The sequence below is a fragment of the Bacillus sp. 95MFCvi2.1 genome (genome assembly GCF_000374965.1).
In the GTDB taxonomy this organism is placed as follows: Bacteria; Bacillota; Bacilli; order Bacillales; family Bacillaceae_G; genus Bacillus_A; species Bacillus_A pseudomycoides.
This window is the reverse complement of record NZ_KB895738.1, coordinates 1-15850: the sequence shown is the minus strand read 5'-3', so window position 1 is coordinate 15850 and position 15850 is coordinate 1. Positions and strand designations below refer to the sequence as shown.

14 protein-coding genes, 1 tRNA gene, 1 rRNA gene and 2 riboswitches are annotated in these 15850 nt (G+C 36.9%); of the genes, 13 read left to right on the top strand and 3 right to left on the bottom strand.

The window, feature by feature from the left end:
• The first annotated feature begins 62 nt into the window (after window positions 1–62).
• The 5 genes from C568_RS0128785 to tsaD all read left to right on the top strand — a co-directional run bounded on the left by C568_RS0128785 (window position 63) and on the right by tsaD (window position 2947).
• A tRNA-Asp gene (locus tag C568_RS0128785) sits at window positions 63–138 on the top strand.
• A gap of 191 nt (window positions 139–329) precedes the next feature.
• On the top strand, window positions 330–803 hold the full coding sequence (tsaE, locus tag C568_RS0128780) for a tRNA (adenosine(37)-N6)-threonylcarbamoyltransferase complex ATPase subunit type 1 TsaE (RefSeq protein ID WP_018783545.1): 474 nt from the start codon (window positions 330–332) through the stop codon (window positions 801–803).
• The gene (gene tsaB, locus C568_RS0128775) at window positions 784–1476 is read left to right on the top strand and encodes a tRNA (adenosine(37)-N6)-threonylcarbamoyltransferase complex dimerization subunit type 1 TsaB (protein ID WP_018783544.1); all 693 of its coding nucleotides are present in this window, start codon (window positions 784–786) and stop codon (window positions 1474–1476) included. Before tsaE ends, tsaB begins: the two co-directional genes overlap by 20 nt.
• Before the next feature lie 11 nt (window positions 1477–1487).
• Entirely contained in the window at window positions 1488–1931 is a 444-nt protein-coding gene (rimI, locus tag C568_RS0128770) for a ribosomal protein S18-alanine N-acetyltransferase (protein WP_006093166.1), read from the top strand.
• Window positions 1931–2947 (top strand): tRNA (adenosine(37)-N6)-threonylcarbamoyltransferase complex transferase subunit TsaD, encoded by a 1017-nt coding sequence (gene tsaD / locus C568_RS0128765; protein ID WP_003194551.1) that lies wholly within the window; start codon window positions 1931–1933, stop codon window positions 2945–2947. The genes rimI and tsaD overlap by 1 nt, the downstream gene beginning before the upstream one ends.
• A 280-nt stretch (window positions 2948–3227) precedes the next feature.
• On the opposite strand, the gene C568_RS0128760 is transcribed toward tsaD, so the two are convergent.
• On the bottom strand, window positions 3228–5153 hold the full coding sequence (locus C568_RS0128760) for an ABC-F family ATP-binding cassette domain-containing protein (protein ID WP_018783543.1): 1926 nt from the start codon (window positions 5151–5153) through the stop codon (window positions 3228–3230).
• Window positions 5154–5336: 183 nt separating this feature from the next.
• Here C568_RS0128760 and C568_RS0128755 point away from each other — a divergent pair, with 183 nt between their 5' ends.
• Window positions 5337–5966, top strand: coding sequence for a redox-sensing transcriptional repressor Rex (locus tag C568_RS0128755; RefSeq protein WP_003205609.1), 630 nt, complete (start codon window positions 5337–5339; stop codon window positions 5964–5966).
• A gap of 25 nt (window positions 5967–5991) precedes the next feature.
• Here the strand turns inward: C568_RS0128755 and C568_RS0128750 are convergent, their stop codons facing one another.
• Both C568_RS0128750 and C568_RS0128745 read right to left on the bottom strand, forming a co-directional pair.
• Window positions 5992–6186, bottom strand: coding sequence for a YdiK family protein (locus C568_RS0128750; protein WP_016117046.1), 195 nt, complete (start codon window positions 6184–6186; stop codon window positions 5992–5994).
• A 2-nt stretch (window positions 6187–6188) separates the two neighbouring features.
• Complete coding sequence (locus tag C568_RS0128745; RefSeq protein WP_016117047.1) at window positions 6189–6932, bottom strand: CPBP family intramembrane glutamic endopeptidase; 744 nt, start codon at window positions 6930–6932, stop codon at window positions 6189–6191.
• Window positions 6933–7368: 436 nt separating this feature from the next.
• On the opposite strand from C568_RS0128745, the gene groES reads away from it, so the two are divergent.
• The 7 genes from groES to C568_RS0128710 form a co-directional block, all read left to right on the top strand.
• Window positions 7369–7653, top strand: a complete 285-nt coding sequence (groES, locus tag C568_RS0128740) for a co-chaperone GroES (protein WP_000917305.1) — start codon at window positions 7369–7371, stop codon at window positions 7651–7653.
• Window positions 7654–7690: 37 nt separating this feature from the next.
• The gene (gene groL, locus C568_RS0128735; RefSeq protein WP_006093172.1) at window positions 7691–9325 is read left to right on the top strand and encodes a chaperonin GroEL; all 1635 of its coding nucleotides are present in this window, start codon (window positions 7691–7693) and stop codon (window positions 9323–9325) included.
• A gap of 167 nt (window positions 9326–9492) precedes the next feature.
• Window positions 9493–9594, top strand: a riboswitch (purine riboswitch).
• 160 nt (window positions 9595–9754) lie between these two features.
• Window positions 9755–11293: a glutamine-hydrolyzing GMP synthase gene (gene guaA / locus C568_RS0128730; RefSeq protein WP_018783542.1), complete on the top strand. Its 1539-nt coding sequence runs from the start codon at window positions 9755–9757 to the stop codon at window positions 11291–11293.
• A gap of 161 nt (window positions 11294–11454) precedes the next feature.
• A riboswitch (purine riboswitch) is annotated at window positions 11455–11557 on the top strand.
• Between the two features lie 128 nt (window positions 11558–11685).
• Window positions 11686–13011 carry an NCS2 family permease gene (locus C568_RS0128725; protein WP_003194563.1) on the top strand — a complete coding sequence of 442 codons (1326 nt, stop codon included), beginning with the start codon at window positions 11686–11688 and terminating at the stop codon, window positions 13009–13011.
• Between the two features lie 142 nt (window positions 13012–13153).
• Window positions 13154–13855 (top strand): response regulator transcription factor, encoded by a 702-nt coding sequence (locus C568_RS0128720; protein ID WP_006093173.1) that lies wholly within the window; start codon window positions 13154–13156, stop codon window positions 13853–13855.
• A gap of 25 nt (window positions 13856–13880) precedes the next feature.
• On the top strand, window positions 13881–15368 hold the full coding sequence (locus tag C568_RS0128715; RefSeq protein WP_051091473.1) for a sensor histidine kinase: 1488 nt from the start codon (window positions 13881–13883) through the stop codon (window positions 15366–15368).
• 290 nt (window positions 15369–15658) lie between these two features.
• A 16S ribosomal RNA gene (locus tag C568_RS0128710) occupies window positions 15659–15850 on the top strand; the annotation flags it as partial.

Here is a 15850-nt window from a genome sequence, read left to right as displayed (position 1 = left end):
CGGTAGCTCGTCGGGCTCATAACCCGAAGGTCGCAGGTTCAAATCCTGTCCCCGCAACCAATGGTCCCGTGGTGTAGTGGTTAACATGCCTGCCTGTCACGCAGGAGATCGCCGGTTCGACCCCGGTCGGGACCGCCATTTATACAAAGAAAAGAACGAAACAACTTGTTTCGTATTTTTTTATTTATTTTTAAGAAAACTTATAAAGACAGTCAATCTTACCCTTAGGACAACTCCTAAGGTCTTTTTTATATGTTCAAAATGAAACAAAGTGAAAAAATCTGTATAATAAAGAGCAGAGAATATTGTGAGTAAGGTAGGTGAAACCTTTGAATAAATATGAAATAACGACAACTTCTTCTGAAGAGACACAGAACTTATCAGAAAGGCTAGGACAACTTGTTAGGGAACAAGATGTACTTGTTTTAGAAGGCGATCTTGGTGCTGGCAAGACAACGTTTACGAAAGGTCTTGCAAAAGGCCTTGGTGTGAAACGAGTTGTAAATAGTCCGACATTCAATATTATTAAAGAGTACAAAGGGAGATTACCGCTATATCATATGGACGTGTATCGTTTAGCGGAAAGTGAAGAAGATTTAGGGTTTGATGAGTATTTTTATGGTGAAGGTATAACAGTAGTAGAATGGGCTCATTTAATTGAATCTTTTCTGCCAAATGAGAAATTAAAAATAAGCTTGTTCCATACAGGTGATGATACAAGAAAAATTGTGTTAGAGCCAAGTGGTGAACGCTATATTAGATTATGTGAGGAGCTATTACAAGATGAAAGTACTAGCAATTGATACTTCAAATTATGTAATGGGGATTTCTCTTATTGATGGAAATACTGTTGTCGGAGAAATCATTACGAATTTAACCAAAAATCATTCTGTACGCCTTATGCCGGCTGTAGAACAACTTCTGAAGGAATGTAATATAAAGCCGAAAGAGCTAGATAAAATCATCGTAGCGGCTGGTCCTGGATCTTATACAGGAGTTCGAATTGGTGTGACTGTTGCAAAAACATTAGCTTGGTCGTTGCAAATACCGATTGTCGGTGTGTCTAGCTTAGAAGTAGTGGCTGCGAATGGAGCGAATTTCCAAGGGGTTATTTGTCCATTGTTTGATGGACGTCGCGGACAAATTTATACGGGCTTGTATACATATAAAGAAGAGCAGTTATCTTCTGTAGAAGAGGATCGAATTATTCTTATTATTGATTGGTTACAGATGTTAAAAGATAAGGGGCAACCTGTTTTATTTATCGGCAATGATGTAGAACAACATAAAGAAACGATTGTAGAATATTTAGGAGATCGAGCTGTGTTTGCTTCTTTTACAAAGAACAACCCAAGACCAAGTGAGCTAGCATTTTTAGGATTACAAAAAGAGGAGCAAAGTGTGCATACATTTGTTCCGAGCTACCTCCGTTTAGCAGAAGCAGAAGCAAAATGGCTAGAAAGTCAAAAAAAATAGGGGTTATCAAAATGGATATTACATTTAGAAAGATGACGACTGATGATATTGCTCAAATTGTAGTAATTGAAGAAGCGTCATTCCCAACTCCTTGGACTGCTGATGCATTTTATCGTGAATTGACGATGAATGAATATGCACATTATGTCGTAATTGAAAAAGATGGTGTGGTAATTGGATACTGTGGATTGTGGATTATTATTGATGAATCACATATTACGAACATAGCCATTTTGCCAGAATATCGCGGTCAAAAACTTGGAGATGCTTTGCTGAAAGAAGTAATGGATCAGGCAAAAGAAATGGGAGCAAAAACGATGACACTTGAAGTACGAGTGTCAAATGAAGTAGCGAAGCAGTTATACCGAAAGTATGGATTCCAAAATGGTGGGATTCGTAAACGATACTATACAGACAATTATGAAGATGGTCTTGTAATGTGGGTGAATATATAATGGAAAAAAATACGATTATACTTGGTATTGAAACGAGCTGTGATGAAACGGCTGTAGCGGTTGTTAAAAATGGAACAGAAATAGTGGCAAATATTGTTGCTTCACAGATTGAGAGCCATAAGCGTTTTGGCGGAGTTGTGCCGGAAATTGCATCTCGTCATCATGTAGAACAAATTACAGTTGTATTAGAAGAAGCATTAAAGGAAGCGAACATTACATTTGAAGATATTGATGCAATTGCTGTGACGGAAGGGCCAGGTTTAGTAGGGGCACTTTTAATTGGTGTAAATGCAGCTAAAGCAGTTGCCTTTGCTCATAATATTCCTCTTGTTGGTGTTCATCATATTGCTGGGCATATTTACGCGAATCGCTTAGTAAAAGAACTACAATTCCCTTTGTTGTCACTGGTTGTGTCTGGCGGGCATACAGAGCTTGTTTATATGAAAGAGCATGGTTCGTTTGAAGTAATTGGCGAAACGAGAGATGATGCGGCAGGAGAAGCATATGATAAAGTTGCACGTACATTATCTATGCCATATCCAGGTGGTCCTCATATTGACCGTCTTGCTCATGAAGGACAACCAACGATTGATTTACCACGTGCATGGTTAGAACCAGATTCGTATGATTTTAGCTTTAGTGGACTGAAATCAGCAGTTATCAACACTGTGCATAACGCAAAACAACGTGGAGAAGAAATCGCACCAGAAGATTTAGCAGCTAGCTTCCAAGCGAGTGTAATAGATGTACTAGTAACAAAAGCAGCACGTGCTGCAGAAGCGTATGATGTAAAACAAGTGCTTCTCGCTGGTGGCGTTGCAGCGAATAAAGGACTTCGTGCACGTTTAGAGGAAGAGTTTGCAAAAAAAGAAGAAATCGAGCTCATTATTCCACCGTTATCTTTATGCACAGATAATGCAGCAATGATTGCAGCAGCAGGAACTATTGCATATGAGCAAGGAAAACGTGCAACATTGGCTTTAAATGCAAATCCAGGATTAGATATTGAAGCATAGTTATACACATAATTAACCACAACTTGTGGATAAAACCCATATTATCTGTTGATAATATGGGTTTTATTGTGAATATTAAATGTGCATAATTTTTTTGTGATTTGTGGATAATGTGGAAAAGTTATTTTTGTGTTTATATGATAAAGGTGGATATGTGCATAAGGTTGTGGATAACACTATTGAGGTCAGACCTTCGACCATAATCTTTTGTATTGAAAAATAAACAAGGTAGTTGAATGGCTTTCAACTACCTTGTTTTTATCATATAAATATATAAGGGTTATACGTGTAACTCTTCCCATTCCGCCATAAACTTCTCTAATTTTTCTTGTTTTGTTTGCTTTGCTGTTGTAATCTCACTAGCTCGTTCGTAGTCAGCATATACTTCAGGTAGACAAAGCTCCTCTTCTAATTGTTCAATTTCTTCTTCTAAATTTGCAATGTTTTGTTCAATTTCTTCAATCTTTCGGATGCGTTGGCGTTCTGACTTCTTACGTTCTTTTTCTTCAAGGTAATTTAATTTTTCTTGAGCGATAGTTTTTTGGACTGGTGCATCCTCTTCTTGTTGTTCAAATTCCGCACGTTCAATCATTTCATTTTTCTTTTCAATATAGTAGTCATAGTCACCTAAATATTCTTGTGCACCACCTGTTGATAACTCAACAACTGTAGTTGTGACACGGTTAATGAAATAGCGATCATGGGAAACGAATAAAAGAGTCCCAGGATAATCAATTAAGGCATTTTCTAAAATCTCTTTACTATTTAAATCGAGATGGTTTGTTGGCTCATCGAGAATCAGTAAATTAGATTTTTGCATCATCAATTTTGCTAGAGCTAATCGTGCTTTTTGACCACCACTTAAGGAAGATACTGGCTTTAATACATCGTCCCCTGTGAATAAAAAGTTACCGAGTATCGTGCGAATTTCTTTTTCTGGCTCTAGCGGATAATCATCCCATAGTTCGTTTAAAACACGCTTAGATGATGTTAAGTTTGCCTGTTCTTGATCATAATATCCAATAGATACATTTGAACCGAAAGAAACTTCACCGCTTAACGTCTTTAATTTATTCACAATTGATTTTAATAATGTAGATTTCCCAATACCATTTGGACCAACTAGTGCGACACTATCACCGCGGGTTAAGCGCATATTTACATGTTCAATAATCGGTTCTTTGTCATATCCAATTGAAACATCCTTTATTTGTAATACATCGTTTCCGCTTTGTTTTTCGATATCAAAGTGGAAGGATGCTGATTTAGAATCACCTAATGGTCTAGTTAGTAATTCCATTCTGTCTAACTGCTTCCGACGACTTTGTGCACGCTTTGTTGTAGATGCACGGGCAATGTTCTTTTGGACAAAGTCTTCTAGTTTAGCAATTTCCTCTTGTTGTTTCTCATAACGCTTCATTTCCTGCTCATGTAGTGCAGCTTTTAAATCTAAATATTTACTGTAGTTACCAACATATCGTCTGCTTTCTTTATTAGAAATTTCATATACTTGTGTAACAAGCTTGTCTAAAAAGTAGCGATCGTGGGAAACGATTAAAATAGCTCCAGGATAGCCTTGTAAATATTGTTCAAGCCATGTTAATGTATCGATATCTAAATGGTTTGTTGGTTCGTCCAAGATGAGTAAGTCTGGTTTTGTTAGCAGTAGTTTCCCAAGAGCAAGTCTTGTTTTCTGTCCACCACTTAACGTAGAAATCGTTGTTTGGTGTGTTTCAACCGGAAAACCAAGTCCACTTAAAATGGAGCGAATATCAGCTTCATATTGATAACCACCTTGATCCTTGTAGTCTAACTGTAATTGATCATAATCAGCGAGTAATTTTTCGTACGTAGCAGCATTTGAAAAGTTCTCTTCCTTACCCATGTCTAGCTCTAACCTTCGAAGCTTCTTTTCCATTTGCTGCAGATGAGTAAAGACAGTAAGCATTTCATCCCAAATTGTTAAAGAAGTTTCTAAACCAGTATTTTGGGCCAAGTATCCAATTGAAACATCTTTTGGTTTTATAATTTCTCCACCATCGTGAGATAATTCACCGGCAATTATTTTTAATAATGTAGATTTTCCAGCACCATTTCGACCAACTAGTGCAATGCGATCTTTTGTTTGAACTTCCAATTTAATGTTTGCAAGAATTGTTTCAGCACCGTATAATTTTGAAAGCCCATTCACTTGTAATAAAATCAATGTTTTCACCTCAAATAATTTCTTAACTTTGCCATGTTTATATTTCTCAATCATACTAAAAATAGTGTATAGTTTAAAATAAGAGAGAAGTCTTCTCTCTATTATACAAGGAAAGTCATAAGTGCTAAACTTCTGTATTTGTTTTAAATCTGTGAACAAAGATAGGAAGAGAGGAGAGGTTATATGGATCAACAAAAGATTCCACAGGCCACTGCCAAACGATTGCCTCTATACTATCGATTTATCCAAAACTTATCTCTTTCTGGTAAGCAGCGTGTTTCATCGGCTGAATTGAGTGAAGCTGTAAAGGTAGATTCAGCAACAATTCGGAGAGATTTTTCATATTTTGGAGCGTTAGGGAAAAAGGGATATGGATATAATGTGAATTATTTACTATCATTCTTCCGAGAAACGCTTGATCAAGATGATATAACACGTGTAGCACTTATTGGAGTGGGTAATTTAGGGACCGCTTTCTTACATTACAATTTCACCAAAAATAATAATACAAAGATTGAAATGGCATTTGATGTCAATGAGGAGAAAGTTGGAAAAGAAATCGGAGGAATTCCTGTATATCATTTAGATGAATTAGAAGAGCGTTTAACAAATGATATACAAGTGGCAATATTAACAGTACCTGCTACTGTTGCACAGGCTGTAGCAGATCGATTGGCCGAAACAAATATACACGGAATTTTAAATTTTACACCAGCACGATTAAATGTTTCAGAAAATATAAGAATTCACCATATTGATTTAGCTGTAGAATTACAAACACTCGTTTATTTTTTGAAAAATTATCCACAATAAAACGCAGAGGAAATCCCTCTGCGTTTTATTGTTGCTTTTTCTTTGTAAATTTGACTAAGATAAGTCGAAGTGCCAAATTAAAATCAATTGTTGCCATAGCAGCAAACAGCAGTGTCCCAAAGTTCCAAATTGTATCTGTAACGTTCGTAATTGCGAAACGTGTAAAGACACAACCAAGAAGGAAATACAGTGCTGCCATGAACAATGGTGAGTTCCTCATATTTAAAATCCTCCGATAAATCCTTGCATTTTTTCTGCTTCTTTAATCATTTCTTGTATTTGTTCGTTACTTACTAGTACTTGGGCTATTGCAACTAATGTATTCATCGCAACATGTGCCATAATAGGAACGATAATTCGCTTTGTTTTTACATATAAAAAGGCGAATACAAGCCCCATGGAAGTGTATACCAATAAGTGTGTAAAATCAAAGTGAATTGCTGCAAATACAAGTGAGCTAATAATAGCAGCGATAAAAAAGTTGAATTTCTTATACAATGTACCAAATAAAATTTTTCTAAAGACAATTTCCTCTAAAATAGGCCCTATTATTGATATAACAATAAGGAACCATGGGGTGGTCCGTGCTATTTCCATCAAGCGAGCTGTGTTCTCAGATCCAGGTTTAATGCCCAATAAACGCATTTCGATTGTGCCTGCAATTGTTTGAGAAAAGAAAGCTAAAAAGAAACCGATAAAGATCCAACCGATTGTGGCAGGAATACTGGCGCGTTTTGTATCGAAACGACTTTCGCGAATATCTGTTCGAAGTAGTAAAAGTACAATACATAATGCAATGAAAAAGCTAATAATTGCCCAGTGACCAGTCAGTAGCTGCATTTTTTCTTCTCTGGTGAACCCCCTATTATCATATAGTCCGGTTTTCAAAAGAAGCGGTAATCCAACAATACCTGATAATTGCATAAGAATGTATGTAACTATAATCCACCAATATTGTTTTTTCAAATTGGTTAACCATCCTTTCTAACTCTAGTTTATGAGATAAGGCGGGATAACATGTAAACATCCAGCCGGGGATACGTAATAACCATTCATATTATTATTTTTTTGTAAATCTTTCTTTGAAAATGAAATAGGAGACAGGAAAAAGCTGTACCTATAGAGAAAACAACTTATGGCATCTTCCATATTGTAACATACGATAAGTGAAAACGCTGATTCATATATATAAGGCTTTCGCGAGAATGGTTGCAGCGATAACAGAATGATTTTTCTTAGGAAGTTATATAAAAAAAGTTTATATAGCAATTTGCGAAAAAATTATGATTTTTTTACTTGCAAAAGAAAATTAGATTATTTATTATTATAAGTGTGTTAGCACTCGAGGTCGTTGAGTGCTAATAAAGAAAATTTACATAGAAAAATGAGGAGGTTATTGTTCATGCTAAAGCCATTAGGTGATCGCGTTGTAATTGAGCTTGTTCAAGCAGAAGAAAAAACAGCAAGTGGTATTGTATTACCAGACACTGCAAAAGAAAAACCACAAGAGGGTAAAGTTATTGCAGTAGGTACTGGTCGAGTGCTTGAAAATGGTGAGCGTGTTGCTTTAGAGGTAGCAGCAGGTGATCTTATCATCTTCTCAAAATATGCAGGTACTGAAGTGAAATATGAAGGTACAGACTACTTGATTTTACGTGAAAGTGACATTTTAGCAATTATCGGTTAATTATATACATTTTAAAAATCCAAGGGGGTCAATTATTATGGCAAAAGATATTAAATTTAGTGAAGAAGCACGTCGTTCGATGCTTCGCGGTGTCGACACTCTTGCAAATGCAGTAAAAGTAACGCTTGGACCAAAAGGTCGTAACGTTGTACTTGAGAAAAAATTCGGTTCACCACTTATTACAAATGATGGTGTAACAATTGCGAAAGAAATCGAATTAGAAGATGCTTTCGAAAACATGGGTGCAAAATTAGTAGCAGAAGTTGCTAGCAAAACAAATGACGTAGCTGGTGACGGAACAACAACTGCAACTGTATTAGCACAAGCTATGATTCGTGAAGGTTTAAAAAACGTAACAGCTGGCGCGAACCCAATGGGTCTTCGTAAAGGTATCGAAAAAGCGGTTGTTACAGCAATTGAAGAATTAAAAATAATTTCTAAACCAATCGAAGGTAAATCTTCTATCGCACAAGTAGCTGCTATTTCATCAGCTGACGAAGAAGTAGGTCAATTAATTGCAGAAGCAATGGAGCGCGTTGGTAACGACGGCGTTATTACTTTAGAAGAATCTAAAGGATTCACAACAGAATTAGATGTAGTAGAAGGTATGCAATTTGATCGTGGATATGCATCTCCTTACATGATTACTGATTCTGACAAAATGGAAGCAGTACTTGATAACCCATATATCTTAATCACTGACAAAAAGATTTCTAACATTCAAGAAATCTTACCAGTGTTAGAGCAAGTGGTACAACAAGGTAAACCACTTCTTATCATTGCAGAAGATGTAGAAGGTGAAGCATTAGCTACATTAGTAGTGAACAAACTTCGTGGTACATTCAATGTAGTAGCTGTTAAAGCTCCTGGATTTGGTGACCGTCGTAAAGCAATGCTAGAAGATATCGCGATCTTAACTGGCGGTGAAGTGATCACTGAAGAATTAGGACGCGACTTAAAATCAGCTACAGTTGCATCTTTAGGACGCGCTGGCAAAGTTGTTGTAACGAAAGAAAACACAACTGTAGTTGAAGGTGTAGGTAACACAGAACAAATCGAAGCTCGCATCGGTCAAATCCGTGCACAATTAGAAGAAACAACTTCTGAATTCGATCGTGAAAAATTACAAGAGCGTCTTGCTAAACTTGCAGGAGGCGTAGCAGTAATTAAAGTAGGTGCAGCAACTGAAACTGAGTTAAAAGAGCGCAAACTTCGCATTGAAGATGCACTTAACTCAACTCGTGCAGCAGTAGAAGAAGGTATTGTTGCAGGTGGTGGTACTTCACTTATGAACGTATACACTAAAGTAGCTTCTATTTCAGCTGAAGGTGACGAAGCAACAGGTATCAACATTGTACTTCGTGCATTAGAAGAGCCAGTTCGTCAAATCGCAATCAACGCTGGTCTAGAAGGATCCGTTGTTGTAGAACGCTTAAAAGGCGAAAAAGTAGGCGTTGGTTTCAACGCAGCAACTGGCGAATGGGTAAACATGCTTGAGTCTGGTATCGTAGACCCAGCAAAAGTAACTCGTTCTGCACTTCAAAACGCGGCATCTGTTGCAGCTATGTTCTTAACAACTGAAGCTGTAGTTGCTGACAAGCCAGAACCAAATGCACCAGCAATGCCTGACATGGGCGGCATGGGCATGGGCGGTATGGGCGGAATGATGTAATTTCATTCGCCAAAGAAACATTCATCTCTATATAGGGGTGAATGTTTTTTGTTATGGGACAAAAAAATATAGAAATAAAGGTTTCTTGGGATAAAGAAAATAATTTCTGTAGAATTTTGTCGCTTTCTCTCTTGACCGTATTGATACTTCATTGTTAGAATCTAGGAAGATAATATAAAACAATCCTTCATATATCCTCAATGATATGGTTTGAGAGTCTCTACCGGGTTACCGTAAACAACCTGACTATGAAGGCAGTGTGTCTTATATTTATAAAGAGCGGGATACTATCTTTATAAAGCCAGACCTCTGCCTTTTCTTTGTTATGAGACTGAGGGCGGAGGACTGGCTTTTTTTATTATATTGGTAATGCTTTTTGCCAAATTGGTGAAAATATTTATATACAGAACTAACGTTGGGGTGATTATTTTGAAGAAACAGCACGATACAATTATCGTTTTAGATTTTGGGAGTCAGTACAATCAGTTAATTGCACGTCGAATTCGTGAGTTCGGTGTATACAGTGAACTTCATCCACATACAATTACTGCAGAAGAAATTAAAGCAATGAATCCAAAAGGGATTATTTTCTCTGGTGGACCGAATAGTGTATATGGTGAAAATGCATTCCACTGTGATGAAAAAATCTTTGAATTAGGATTACCGATTTTCGGTATTTGTTACGGTATGCAGCTTATGACAAAACACTTTGGTGGAAAAGTAGAACGTGCAAACCATCGTGAGTACGGAAAAGCAGTTCTTAAAGTAGAGAACGGATCAAAATTATATGCGAACCTTCCAGAAGAGCAAGTTGTATGGATGAGTCATGGTGACTTAGTAACTGGTTTACCAGAAGGATTCGTAGTAGATGCAACAAGTGAGTCTTGTCCAATTGCTGGTATGAGCAATGAAGCAAAAAACTTATACGGTGTACAATTCCATCCAGAAGTACGTCATTCTGAGCACGGTAATGATTTAATCAAAAACTTCGTATTCGGCGTATGTGGCTGTTCTGAAGGTTGGAACATGGAGAACTTTATTGAAGTAGAATTAGAAAAAATCCGTGAAACTGTTGGCGATAAAAAAGTACTATGCGCACTTAGTGGCGGTGTAGACTCTTCTGTTGTAGCAGTATTAATCCATAAAGCAATCGGTGACCAATTAACATGTATTTTCGTTGACCATGGTTTACTTCGTAAAGGTGAAGCGGAAGGTGTTATGAAAACATTTAGCGAAGGCTTCCACATGAACGTTATTAAAGTGGATGCAAAAGAACGCTTCATGAACAAGTTAAAAGGTGTAGAAGATCCAGAACAAAAACGCAAAATCATTGGTAATGAATTTATTTACGTATTTGATGATGAAGCTTCTAGATTAGAAGGAATGGACTTCTTAGCACAAGGTACACTGTACACAGATATTGTTGAAAGTGGTACAGCAACTGCACAAACAATTAAATCTCACCATAACGTTGGTGGACTTCCAGAAGATATGCAGTTCAAATTAATTGAGCCTTTAAACACTCTATTTAAGGATGAAGTACGTGTATTAGGATCAGAACTAGGAATTCCTGATGAAATCGTATGGCGTCAACCGTTCCCGGGTCCAGGACTTGGTATCCGTGTATTAGGCGAAATCACAGAAGAAAAATTAGAAATCGTTCGTGAATCCGATGCGATTTTACGTGAGGAAATCCAAAAAGCTGGCTTAGATCGTGAAATTTGGCAATACTTCACTGCACTTCCTGGCATGCGTAGCGTAGGTGTTATGGGGGACGAGCGTACTTACGATTACACAGTAGGTATCCGTGCAGTAACATCAATCGATGGTATGACAGCAGATTGGGCACGTATCCCTTGGGATGTATTAGAGAAAATCTCTGTGCGTATCGTAAACGAAGTAAAACACGTTAACCGTATCGTGTATGATGTAACGAGTAAGCCACCAGCAACAATTGAGTGGGAATAGAATAGGTTTATTCGTTTAAAAGAAGACCCATCTATGATTTTATGCATAGATGGGTCTTTTTTGTTGTTTATACGAACGAAAAACAAAAATTGCATAAAAATGTTCGTTTTTAAATTGACATACACCTATATGTGAGTTAATATGAGTATGTAATTGATACGAAAAAATGAATATTACAGCCGTCGTATAATATCGGGGATATGGCCCGAAAGTTTCTACCTAGCTACCGTAAATGGCTTGACTACGAGGCGTTTTTATAAAGGTAAGGGGAAATCTGCCTTTATTTACAGAACGCTTCCATGTATATGCAATGGAAGCCTTTTTTATTTTTATAAATAAAAGAGGGCTAGGGAGGGTTACGACGAGTAATCATATAACGGGGGAAACGTAGAATGAAACGTTATTTTCAGTTCGATGAGCTCGGTACAAATTATAAAACAGAGTTCATTGCAGGGTTAACGACATTTTTATCTATGGCTTATGTATTATTTGTCAATCCTGCTACACTGTCACTGGGAAACATTAAAGGGTTACCAGCAGGAACAGGAATGGATCCGGGAGCGGTCTTTGTTGCCACTGCATTAGCGGCTGCAATTGGGTCACTGATTATGGGGATTTTCGCAAAATATCCAATTGCCTTAGCGCCAGGAATGGGAATCAATGCATTCTTTGCTTATACAGCGGTGTTAACGATGGGGATTCCGTGGCAAACAGCGATTGCCGGAACTTTAATGTCAGGTATTATCTTTATTATCCTTACTGCTTCTGGTATTCGCGAAAAAATTATTAATGCCATTCCATTAGAGTTGAAGTTTGCAGTAGCAGCAGGAATTGGTTTGTTTATCGCCTTTCTTGGTTTTCAAAATGCAGGAATTATTGTGAAGAATGATGCGGTTCTTGTTGGATTGGGGGATTTAACAAAGGGCACAACATTACTTGCGATTTTCGGTGTAGTGATTACAATCATTCTAATGATTAAAAAAATAAACGGTGCTGTTTTCTACGGAATGATTCTTACAGCAATCCTTGGAGTAGCAACAGGATTAATTGATACACCAAAAGCTGTCGTTGGTGCAATTCCTAGTTTAGAACCTACGTTCGGTGTGGCGTTCCAGCACTTCGGAGATATCTTTACTGTTCAAATGGGAATTGTTATTATAACGTTCTTCTTCATTGATTTCTTTGATACAGCGGGTACACTTGTAGCAGTTGCGAATCAAGCTGGGTTAATGAAGAACAATAAATTACCACGTGCGGGAAAAGCATTATTTGCAGATGCAATTGCCACTGTAATTGGTGCGATTCTTGGGACATCTACGACAACGTCTTACATTGAATCGTCTGCAGGGGTAGCAGCAGGAGGGCGTTCAGGATTTACAGCAGTTGTAACAGCCGGATTTTTCTTGTTAGCACTTTTCTTTTCACCATTATTAAGTGTTGTGACAGCGTCTGTAACGGCACCGGCTTTAATTATTGTAGGGATTTTGATGGTTTCGTCTCTAGGAGAAATTGATTGGAAGAAATTCGAGATTGCAGTACCAGCATTCTTTACGATTATTTCTATGCCACTTACGTATAGTATTGCAACAGGAATAGCAATTGGATTTATCTTCTATCCAATTACAATGGTTGTAAGTGGTCGTCGTAAAGAAATTCATCCAATTATGTATGTAATGGGAGTTTTATTCGTACTATATTTCATCTACGTTCGTAAATAAAGGGGTTTTTGAAAGGTCTGGACTAAGGGGAGTCTAGACCTTTTTTGCGTCTTCAGAAAATCTTAAGGATTTCGTTCCGTTTTTCTTCAGAAGTTTTCTTATAATAGAAGTTAGAGAATGAAAAAGCTATGGGGGAGATATTGTGGGACACGAAACAATACTTGTTGTAGATGATGAAAAAGAAATTCGGGATTTAATTACGATTTATTTAAAGAATGAAGGATATAAGGTGCTACAGGCAGAGGATGGAGCAGAGGGTTTATATATATTAGAGAAAAATGAAGTGCATTTAGTTGTATTGGATATTATGATGCCGAAAATTGATGGTATCCATATGTGTATGAAAATAAGAGAAGCGAAAGAGATGCCAATTATTATGTTGTCTGCGAAAACGCAAGATATGGATAAAATTTTAGGGCTAACAACAGGAGCGGACGATTATGTAACGAAACCTTTCAATCCGTTAGAACTGATGGCGAGAATAAAATCGCAGCTTCGTCGATATATGAAAATGAATGGATTTGTTGTCCAAAATGAAAATGAAATTGAAATCGGGAATATGAAAATAAACGTCTCAACCCACAAAGTTGTTGTAGAAAATGAAGAAGTGAAACTAACTCCGAGGGAATTTTCGATTTTGGAGTTATTAGCTCGTAATCCAGAGATGGTCTTTAGTGCAGAACAAATTTATGAAAAGGTTTGGAATGAACGATCTTTCCAATCTGATAATACTGTCATGGTGCATATTCGAAAAATACGTGAGAAGACAGAAGAGAATCCGAGAAAGCCAATATATATAAAAACAGTATGGGGAGTGGGATATAAGATTGAGAAAGATAATTAAAAGCATATTTAGGCCGATTGGTTGGATGAATCGAACTTTTAAAAAAATAATATATAAAGTAATAAGGGGAGTACAAAAGAGTTTACGTGTACAACTGATAACTACGTTTGCTTTCTGTATTTTGTTGGGTGTAATAGGAGTGTGGACATCATCTCCGTTTTTTCAAGGAATAAATACATACTCTGTAATTGATTATTCATCTGGTATGCGAGGAATTGATGCAACTGCTGAAAGACTTGCCGAGGTTATTACAAGAGAAGGTGCTGATGTTAACGTCCAAGAAGTTTTTGAACGTCCGGAGTATCAAGGTGAATTAAAAGTGTTAATTGTAGATGAGAATGGAAAAGTTATATATAAGACAAAAGATGCTCAGGAAGAACAAGTTAATCTTCATAGTACTATTCGTAATATAATGAGTTTCAAAATAAATCGCTCTCAATATGAATATCAAAAAAATGTAATAGATAATGAAATCGAAAGAGAGCGTAAAGAATTTACGACTTTTTATCCTTTAACAATTCAAGAGAAAAATATGTATATGATCGCAAGCGGTATACCGGAAGGGAATATTAGAGTAGTACAGAATGATGGGCCGTTTCCATTTTTGATTGGCTTTGTTATTTTTTTATTTTCTTTCTTTTATATAACTAAAAGAAAGATGAGGCAAGTTGAGGCAATGGCGGAAGGTGTAAAAGAAATCGCAAAAGGTAACCTGCAATATAGAATTCCGCAGAAGGGGCAAGATGAATTAAGTTTGCTAGCTGTGAATATGAATCAGATGGCAAAAGAGTTATTTTCCAACATAGAAAAAGAAAGAAGAATAGAGAAGCAAAAGAATGAATTGATTACAAATGTATCTCATGACTTGCGAACGCCACTTACATCTATTATGGGTTATTTGCGTTTATTACAGGATTCAAAATATGAAAGTAAAGAACAGCACAATGAATATGTGAGAATTGCTTTCTCGAAATCTGAGCAGTTAAAGAATTTAATAGAAGATTTATTTGAGTATACAAAGTTAACAAATGAAAAGATGGTATTAGAAAAGCAAGAAGTGTGTATAACCGAACTTCTGGGGCAATTAATAGAAGAGCTAGTACCACAGGCTGAAGAAGAAGGACTTATACTCGTGAAGCAGTTTCCTAAAGAACGTGTGTATGCTGCGATTGATTCAGAGAAGATGGTCCGTGTATTTGAGAATCTATTAATGAATGCTATTAAATATAGTAAAGATGATGGAGAGATTAAGGTTTCCCTTCAAAGACAACGCCGGAATATACAAATTACGGTTGCGAACCATAGTGAAGAGTTTACAAAGGAAGAGTTAGGGAACTTGTTTGAACGCTTCTATAAGAAAGATCAATCTAGAAGTAGAGTAACGGAAGGATCGGGACTCGGATTAGCAATCGCTAAAAGTATTGTTGAATTACAAGGGGGAGAAATTCGAGCAGAATATGAGGATGGAATTATTCAGTTTATCGTTTCACTACCAATTATAGAAGAAAAGTAAATAAAGAGAGAGTTATGGAAGAGGAAGGCTTGTTTATAAGGAATAAGCCTTCTTTATATTTTTTTAGAAAAACATATTGACGTTTATATAAATGAAGTGTAATATTATATGAGTCGCCGATAGCAACAACGCAAAACGCGACAAATGAAATAAAAAAATAGTTGGCATTGAAACATGAAAGTGTTAACATAAGGGAGTCGCGAATGAGCGGCAAACAAGTTCTTTGAAAACTGAACGAAACAAACAACGTGAAACGTCAATTTTTATTTTAGATGCTAGACAAACTAACTTTATTGGAGAGTTTGATCCTGGCTCAGGATGAACGCTGGCGGCGTGCCTAATACATGCAAGTCGAGCGAATGGATTAAGAGCTTGCTCTTATGAAGTTAGCGGCGGACGGGTGAGTAACACGTGGGTAACCTGCCCATAAGACTGGGATAACTCCGGGAAACCGGGGCTAATACCGGATAACATTTTGCACC

What these genes read in the sequence shown, in the direction of transcription:
- tsaB (WP_018783544.1), top strand. Translation starts at nt 784, where the DNA reads ATGAAAGTACTAGCAATTGATACTTCAAATTATGTAATGGGGATTTCT.
- rimI (WP_006093166.1), top strand. Translation starts at nt 1,488, where the DNA reads ATGGATATTACATTTAGAAAGATGACGACTGATGATATTGCTCAAATT.
- tsaD (WP_003194551.1), top strand. Translation starts at nt 1,931, where the DNA reads ATGGAAAAAAATACGATTATACTTGGTATTGAAACGAGCTGTGATGAA.
- C568_RS0128755 (WP_003205609.1), top strand. Translation starts at nt 5,337, where the DNA reads ATGGATCAACAAAAGATTCCACAGGCCACTGCCAAACGATTGCCTCTA.
- C568_RS0128750 (WP_016117046.1), bottom strand. Translation starts at nt 6,186, where the DNA reads ATGAGGAACTCACCATTGTTCATGGCAGCACTGTATTTCCTTCTTGGT.
- groES (WP_000917305.1), top strand. Translation starts at nt 7,369, where the DNA reads ATGCTAAAGCCATTAGGTGATCGCGTTGTAATTGAGCTTGTTCAAGCA.
- groL (WP_006093172.1), top strand. Translation starts at nt 7,691, where the DNA reads ATGGCAAAAGATATTAAATTTAGTGAAGAAGCACGTCGTTCGATGCTT.
- C568_RS0128725 (WP_003194563.1), top strand. Translation starts at nt 11,686, where the DNA reads ATGAAACGTTATTTTCAGTTCGATGAGCTCGGTACAAATTATAAAACA.
- C568_RS0128715 (WP_051091473.1), top strand. Translation starts at nt 13,881, where the DNA reads ATGAATCGAACTTTTAAAAAAATAATATATAAAGTAATAAGGGGAGTA.